Annotated in this window: 6 protein-coding genes; all 6 read right to left on the bottom strand. The window is 46.8% G+C overall.

Annotation, left to right across the window (positions count from 1 at the left end; translation table 11 throughout):
• Window positions 1–149: 149 nt before the first annotated feature.
• Window positions 150–2,687: a PAAR-like domain-containing protein gene (locus ACMHLI_RS23210; RefSeq protein WP_413531436.1), complete on the bottom strand. Its 2,538-nt coding sequence runs from the start codon at window positions 2,685–2,687 to the stop codon at window positions 150–152.
• Window positions 2,668–3,744, bottom strand: a complete 1,077-nt coding sequence (locus ACMHLI_RS23205; RefSeq protein ID WP_413531435.1) for a hypothetical protein — start codon at window positions 3,742–3,744, stop codon at window positions 2,668–2,670. The genes ACMHLI_RS23210 and ACMHLI_RS23205 overlap by 20 nt, the downstream gene beginning before the upstream one ends.
• On the bottom strand, window positions 3,741–4,757 hold the full coding sequence (locus ACMHLI_RS23200; RefSeq protein WP_413531434.1) for a DUF2169 domain-containing protein: 1,017 nt from the start codon (window positions 4,755–4,757) through the stop codon (window positions 3,741–3,743). The genes ACMHLI_RS23205 and ACMHLI_RS23200 overlap by 4 nt, the downstream gene beginning before the upstream one ends.
• Before the next feature lie 10 nt (window positions 4,758–4,767).
• Window positions 4,768–4,989, bottom strand: coding sequence for a hypothetical protein (locus ACMHLI_RS23195; RefSeq protein WP_413531433.1), 222 nt, complete (start codon window positions 4,987–4,989; stop codon window positions 4,768–4,770).
• 21 nt (window positions 4,990–5,010) lie between these two features.
• On the bottom strand, window positions 5,011–6,258 hold the full coding sequence (locus tag ACMHLI_RS23190) for a hypothetical protein (protein ID WP_413531432.1): 1,248 nt from the start codon (window positions 6,256–6,258) through the stop codon (window positions 5,011–5,013).
• The coding region (locus tag ACMHLI_RS23185; protein WP_413531431.1) for a type VI secretion system Vgr family protein at window positions 6,258–7,155 on the bottom strand (898 nt) is incomplete at its 5' end. The genes ACMHLI_RS23185 and ACMHLI_RS23190, both read right to left, overlap by 1 nt.

Genomic DNA, 7,155 nt, shown 5'->3' with positions numbered 1-7,155 from the left:
TCCCTGGCAGCCCCAACCTTTAAGCTCGAGGTAGCGATGGTCGTCGAAACGATAAACTACTTGAATAGGTTGGTCTTTAGCACTTGCTGTACAAACCAGCAAAAAAGTTAATGCCACTATTATTTTAAATCCTTTCATTTATGTCCCTATTATTTAAGCTCTTCATCATTAAGAGATTTCGGCATATCCCACTGAGCAATGGATATCATATCTGCATTAATATCATGAGGAATTCCTAAAGCAATTTCCCTGCGGGTACGAATTTTTTGCTGTTGTCGTGGACCATAATTATTTACCACGCCAAAATTACCAGATGGTAATATATCATCAGGTTTATTCATAAAATCTTTTGTTGTAGGTAAGTTTAGTCTACCCGTCAAATAATATTGCGCAGTTAAGTCATCACCATTTTTCGGGTCGCGCCAGTCAGCCCGGTGCAGCAAGTCTTCCCAAAATTTTCCTTCCTGATAATCAAATGCTTTACACTGACCTATAGCCAAATCAAACGCCATTGCATGAGAAGGAGAAAATTCACTCATCACGATGGATGAATGTTGACTGTAAGCAACAGGATCAGTTGCCATCCATTCCTTTTCCAGTTCTTCACGCGTTTTAAGCCAGGTTAATTGCTTACCTTTATATTCACGGCTACCAGTAATTACACCATAAATCACTTCTCTTTTCAGCCAAGCACTCTCGGTGGTCAGTTGCTCGTTATTTAGTACGGAACCCGGCGCAAGCTCACGATACTCATATTGCCCAACCGGATAGTTGGCTTTATTTGTCCGACTGATGACACCTGCCTTCGCAGAATATGAAATATTCTGATCGGGGCTTTCCGGATTAATATCCCCCTCATAAGGTGTGTCACAGGTTTTCGGATCATCATCAGGATGATTGTCCTCACCCATCAGTTTAAAGGTAAAGGTTTCAGGTAATTCCTCACCGTTGACTATCACATCCTGATAGTTATAACTGGCGTTCATCACTGGCGTAGTTTTGAAATCGCCGACTTGTTTTATGGGCATTGAAAATGGTTTTCTTTCGGGTTTATTTCCCACCACGCCGTGCTGATAAAATACACGCTGATACAAATTAGGGATCTCCCGAGAAATCTCCTGTTCTATACCACGCCAGCCAAAACCTTTAATATTCTGTAGCGAAACGGTGCCATCATCCGGGCAAAAATAATTGTAAACCTTGCCATTATTGTTACGGTTGAAACGCGGATCGCTATGCCAGTGGTTCTGATCCGCCCCCCCAAGTACAGATAAATCCTCGAAATCGGCAATTTCATTCTCCGTATGGGAGCCACCTTTGTACTGCGTCGCCATCAGTTTACAGAAATTTTTGAACGTTTTTTGACGTGCGTCAGTGGTCTGGTGATGCCCTTCCTGAAGGTTTTCACTAAAACGGCTTTCCAGCGAGTACGGTGAGTGATTGAGGATCGTGCAATTTACCGGATCGTACCCCATTTGTTTCACAATCATGTTCGCCAGCATGGTGATAATGGTGCCCTGACTATGGGCGACAATATTGATCACATCATTTTCAGTGACAGGATTAGCACGGATTTGACGTATCAAATCGGCCAACCGCTGTGCGGCAAAGAACTGATAGATACGATGCGGATTGTGGTAAATGGGATGCGTGTAATCTCCACCGTTGGCATACAAAGTGCCAAAACCTGCCGCTGCGACCACCATGCCATTCGAACCCGGCCCCAGCATATCAGGGATATTGGTTGTCGCATTGGCAAAGGTGCCACCATTTTTGGCAAAGTGTGAATCAAGGGCATTTTTGAAACAGTCGTTCTGAAACTTCACGCTGTTGTGCCCATCATTTCCCTGAGCAGCCATCTTTTTCGGATCATTTTCCTGGTAGGCATCGTAGGGCACCTTCGCACCATCGCTTAATTTACTGACTTCGTCACGATAACGTTTCTGGTCGGCAACATAATCATCGTGCGTGACGGGCTTATAGCCCCAGTAAAAGGGAATGACGGGCGAACGTCCCGGTGCGGAACTATTTTTCTGCACGTTTTGACCAGGAATGGCGAGGTAGTTTCGCCACTCATGCGCGCATAAATCGGTGCGACTGAGCCGCTTTTTCAGCCCGTTAACAATACCCGTTTCCTGATTCTGGTAGGCTTCACCCACATCGTTCACACCATGAATCAGAATAACGATGCAGGGCATCGGATTAAGTTTGTCTTCATCTTTACTGTTCACTTCGGCACCGGTCGTGGGAAGATCCGCCACACGGATTTCTTCCGCCAGTTGCGGAAGTGGGTCCTGAACAAGACCCGCCATATTCACCGTATTTCGATGATTCATGAACATCTTGTCAGTTAACCGGCATGCGGGCTTACCTTCGAAGAACACGTCAAATGAGTGGCTAATCCAGTCAGCTTCCGCCCTGTTTGTGCCAGATTTGACCCCGCCCATTGAGCCAGATTCATCATAAACGCTGCGCGCAAACATCGAACCGAAGTTGGCGATCATATTGCCACCGTCTGCAAAGACGCTGCTTGTGCCGTTCGTTAGATCAGCTGAATACGCTTCATTTTCATAGGGAACAGGTATGGCAAAAGGCGGGGTTTTACAGACATCTGGTAAGGTGTTGTGAGTGATCCCGCCACTGCCTTTATGACATAGAGTTAACCCATTAATATTGATGGTTATCATGTTTTTCCACTCCCTGGATTAATGGCTTCAGCACGACAGCACAGCGCTGATGATCATCCGAACTCGATAGCACTAAAATACCTGTTTCAGTGCCGGTTTCTGTTTCTGCTTTTAATTGCCATGCGGCCAATGCCAAATGTGTTATCAAGCTCGCACACCCAAGGTCGCCGCTGGCAAGTACTGGCGCAACCCGCTGAAAATTATCCCTAAGAACGCCGCTCAGCCGAGATAGCGTAAAGCCATATTCATCAAAGCGATAAATCTCACCGTTTACATCGGTAAAAAGATGCGAAACCGCATTGGTATTGGCTAGTTTTATCGCTGCCTGAGCAGCACCGCTAAGCCCGAGAGCGAGGCAGGGTTGGTCATCATCACGCAAAACGCGTTCTTGGCCTGTTGAAATCCCTTGTAAATGACACCAACAGGGCAGGGATTTTTCCTGTACCAGTATCAGTACCGCAGCGCCTTCACTGGGGATCCTTCCGTAAGGATTACTTCGGGCTTCGCCTTTATAAAAAGAGTGGCTGTTATGGAGCAGGTGTTGATCTTCAAGCCACATCAGCGTTTCAGGCGGTAACCAGCTCTCGACGGCGACGACGATATCAATAGTCAATGCGCGATCCTGCGTCTGCAGCTGGCGGATCTGAAGAATGGCATTCCCCGCCTCTGCATGGCCGCCCCGCAGCACCACAATCTGTAGGCAATCTGGCAGGCGTAATGATATTGATGCAGTTAGCGCTGATGCCAATGTTAAGGGAACGCCAGGTCGTTCAGCTGGAGGTAATATCAACCAGAGGCGCGATGGCAAAGCCGCATATTCTCCGGCTGATAGCAACGCATCCTCTACTGCATTGTCTGCAATCACCTGCCAGCGTGAAATGTCGAAAGTTAATTCATGCTGAGGAAAATAACTGGCTTTCACCGGCTTATCGCAACGATCGACAACAAAAGGATGCTGTCGCGTGAGTGAAAATTGTGTTCTGACAGCGATATCAGCCAATGCCAGCGTCGGCCCCGATGGGAACGAACAACCAGCCGCGATAATTCCGACACTCATATTAATTGCTCCCACTCTTTGAACTGCGCTTGCAGAACCGGTGGGCGCGGATGCAGACGTTTTTTCTCTGTAATCGTCGTGACGTCCAACATATTGACTTTTCGGTGGCATGGTAATGTCGTATGCCATACCACACTCAGGCGTGGATAATCTGGCTCAATAATGACCGTATGTAACTTCGCTCTGTGTACGCTCACACTGTCATCGGTAAACTCGGTTCTGAAATTCAAAGAAATTTTTGGGATTGCGAAACTGATAATATTTGATTTGCTGAATGACGGCGGCGTAAGGTTCGCCAACGTGACGACCTCATTCCCTCGTAATTGTCCGGCGGCATACTGTGGAGGAGGTGCTATTTGCCAAAAACGAGAATCAAAATCTTCCGGTAATAATGGGGAGCGCGTTTCCTGCCAACGTTGATCATAAACACCAGCATGTCGTAATCGCTCCGGCCAATGGCGAGGAACGACGCCAAATCCCGGGTAACCTGAGTCAGATAAAAACTCTATTTGTGGAAGCTGTGATTTCCCCTTCACTGGCGTCTCATCAACGGCAACTCCAAGAGGATTACAAACATCAGCGTCAGGCAAACACCCGCACGCCATAAAGGGATATCGTAAGGGTGTTCTCAGAAATTTAGTGGGAGTATGGTAGGTTCCCCCATCCCAAACTCGTACCCCACTCACTTTCGCAAGACGGCATATCCCGGCAACTTTCATACCAATAAATACTGTGCTAACCGGCGTATTATTTGGCGCCCACGCATGTCCCAATAACAGAATATCAGTTGCGTTTTTCTCCGGCCCTAAATCTGTTTCATACAACATCTCATCACTATTGGAAAACATTGTTACGCCACTATTTACAGGTAAAGATGAGGATAATAAGGTTGAGCCATCGGTTCGAATATCATAGGTCGCTTTCACCGCCACAGTCCAAACTTCAGCGCCATTAACATCTCTATACCATCCTCTTTCAGCACGATAAGGCGTATCATTTTTGAGGTTCCACATTCTGTGTTCCTTAGTTAAGATCGATACGCCCACCAGAAAGACGATTAACGCCTTCAGCATCGCTGAGGATATAGTCGCCTTTCAGCACAATTTTTCCGTTGGGATAGAGAGTGATGCTTGATTTCCCACAACTGAGCGTTATTTTTTTCTCTGAATGAAAAACAATTTCCTGAGGGGCTTCACATTTTGAATTATCAGATTCTGATATTTTTTTATTTTCTGTAATTAACATGATTATTTATCCTTATCTTCATTACCATCTGGGTTTACGAAGAAAAGAGGGAGTTGAAAGAGAGCTTACCTCTTGCTTAAGATATTGCAGACGAGCAACAGCCAAAGGATGTAACGCAAGTAAACCCTGATGCAATACTGTTTTTAGCCCTGCAACTGTCACAGGATAGCCACCAATATAAGGAGAGGACTTATCAAAGTTGCTGGAATTAATATTCCACCATCTCTGAAAAGCAGTCTTGTCGGGCCAACTGAGTGCCTCATCAGACTCATTCACTGGGATGATATCGTGTTGATCGTTATGATAAGTCGATGAGAGAAGCGAAATTTCACTCTTCCAGCCAGCCTGTTCCAGACTACTGCCCGTAATCATAACGATTGAAGCAGCGCTCAGACGGGCATATTCTGGTGACTCAAGATACTCACTGAGTATGGAGATATTTTCCGGTATACCCGACATGCCAAGTGCCTTCAGATAAAGGCGTTTGTCTGATGATTTCTGGCTGAGTAAATTAAGGCAGTTAACTGTTACACAATCCGTATTAAGCAGATACAACATAACCGCTCGCTCACGAACCTTACCACTACTACACTCGATAAGTCTGATAAGTAACAATTCAATTGAAATATCCCGATACGGTAAATTACGCTCCAATATTGCTTTTATTACCCCCAGACTGATCTGAACATCCGACGAATTGGCAAGTTGACTGATCAGTGAAAAATAGTTTGGATGTTGCTGGTGGTAAAGTACATAAATCAATCCGGGTATTGCTATTGGCAGTGTAGTCAATCTGCTAATTTCAATATTAGTTAATACTGGCATCTGCGAAGCAACACCTGTTTGATATGCTGCTATGACACCAACAACCGGGCTAAATATCGCTAAATCCAAAAATGACGACTTTGAAGCAGACCATGCAACTAAAGGTTCAACCGCAGAGAGTAAATGCGGCATTGCTTGTATAAGCCCCATACATCCCTCAAGTAGTCTATAATTACCCGAATGGGAAGAAAAAGTACCTATGGCAAACACATCGCCACAACTCAATGGCGATTCAAGTTGAGACTCCAAATAAGCACAAGCGTCGTCTTTAAGATAAAGCAATCCTCCAATGTAAGTTTGTAGACGCTTATCCCACTTAACCAGGTCGTCAGTATTATGGTGATAGGATTCCAGAAGACCATTTCGTCGACGAAAATCCAGCGATAACATATCGGCATATTGCTCCGCGAGCACAGGCGCAATACCTGTTTTTAGATTCATCATCAGTTGATATTCACTTTCCCTGAAACTTGTTTAATGTCTTGCTCCGCATCCAGCAGGATTTTTACGCCATTCAACGTAATCGTCCCGTCCTTATTCATTTTCAGCAGGCACTCCCCCACTTTAATGATCAGACTCTCTTTTACCGTCAGCGTGTAACTTTCACCGATCGTGATGTCCTGAGATTTTGTGACTTTTTCAGTATCGCCTCCTGTAACCTCGCTACTTTGGTTGTTGCCGACTTTGGCATGCCGGTCATTTGTCACATCCAGATGCTGGTCATTTCCCACAGTGGTACGGTGGTCATGCCCAATATCGAGTTTTTGGTCGTTGCCGACCTTAATCTCGCGATCATTCGCCACGGTCGTCTTTTGGTCATGCCCTCCCGCCTTCTCTTTCCCAACCGTCACCGTCTGCCCTTTCCCCACGGTTTCCGTATGGTCTACGGCCACGTCGGTCATGCGGTTGTTCAGCACCACCGTTTTCATATCCTTCTGCGCATGCATCGACAGAAGTTCCTGACGGGTTGCGTCCTCGAACATCAGCTCGTTGTAGCCGTTGCCTTTGTACGTCTGCGAGCGGATCGCCATCTGAGTTTTGGTGCCCGGAAGACTGCCGGGGGAGCGGTTGCTGGCGTGGTAGGTGCGGCCGGTGATGATTGGCTGATCCGGGTCGCCGTTGAGGAAATCGACGATCACTTCCTGCCCGACGCGCGGGATGGCGATGTTGCCAAAGCCGGTGCCCGCCCACGCCTGCGAGACGCGGATCCAGCAGGAGCTGTAGTTGTCGGCTTTGTTGTAGCGATCCCACGCGAACTTCACCCGCACGCGGCCGTGCTCGTCGCAGAAGATTTCTTCCCCCGGCGGGCCGGTGACGATGGCGATTTGCGGGCCGTCGATA

This window comes from Rahnella inusitata (genome assembly GCF_965118895.1).
GTDB classification, from domain to species: domain Bacteria; phylum Pseudomonadota; class Gammaproteobacteria; order Enterobacterales; family Enterobacteriaceae; genus Rahnella; species Rahnella inusitata_A.
Note: the sequence above shows the minus strand (reverse complement) of the source record. Positions and strands in the feature narration are given on the sequence as shown.

What these genes read in the sequence shown, in the direction of transcription:
- ACMHLI_RS23210 (WP_413531436.1), bottom strand. Translation starts at nt 2,687, where the DNA reads ATGATAACCATCAATATTAATGGGTTAACTCTATGTCATAAAGGCAGT.
- ACMHLI_RS23205 (WP_413531435.1), bottom strand. Translation starts at nt 3,744, where the DNA reads ATGAGTGTCGGAATTATCGCGGCTGGTTGTTCGTTCCCATCGGGGCCG.
- ACMHLI_RS23200 (WP_413531434.1), bottom strand. Translation starts at nt 4,757, where the DNA reads ATGTGGAACCTCAAAAATGATACGCCTTATCGTGCTGAAAGAGGATGG.
- ACMHLI_RS23195 (WP_413531433.1), bottom strand. Translation starts at nt 4,989, where the DNA reads ATGTTAATTACAGAAAATAAAAAAATATCAGAATCTGATAATTCAAAA.
- ACMHLI_RS23190 (WP_413531432.1), bottom strand. Translation starts at nt 6,258, where the DNA reads ATGATGAATCTAAAAACAGGTATTGCGCCTGTGCTCGCGGAGCAATAT.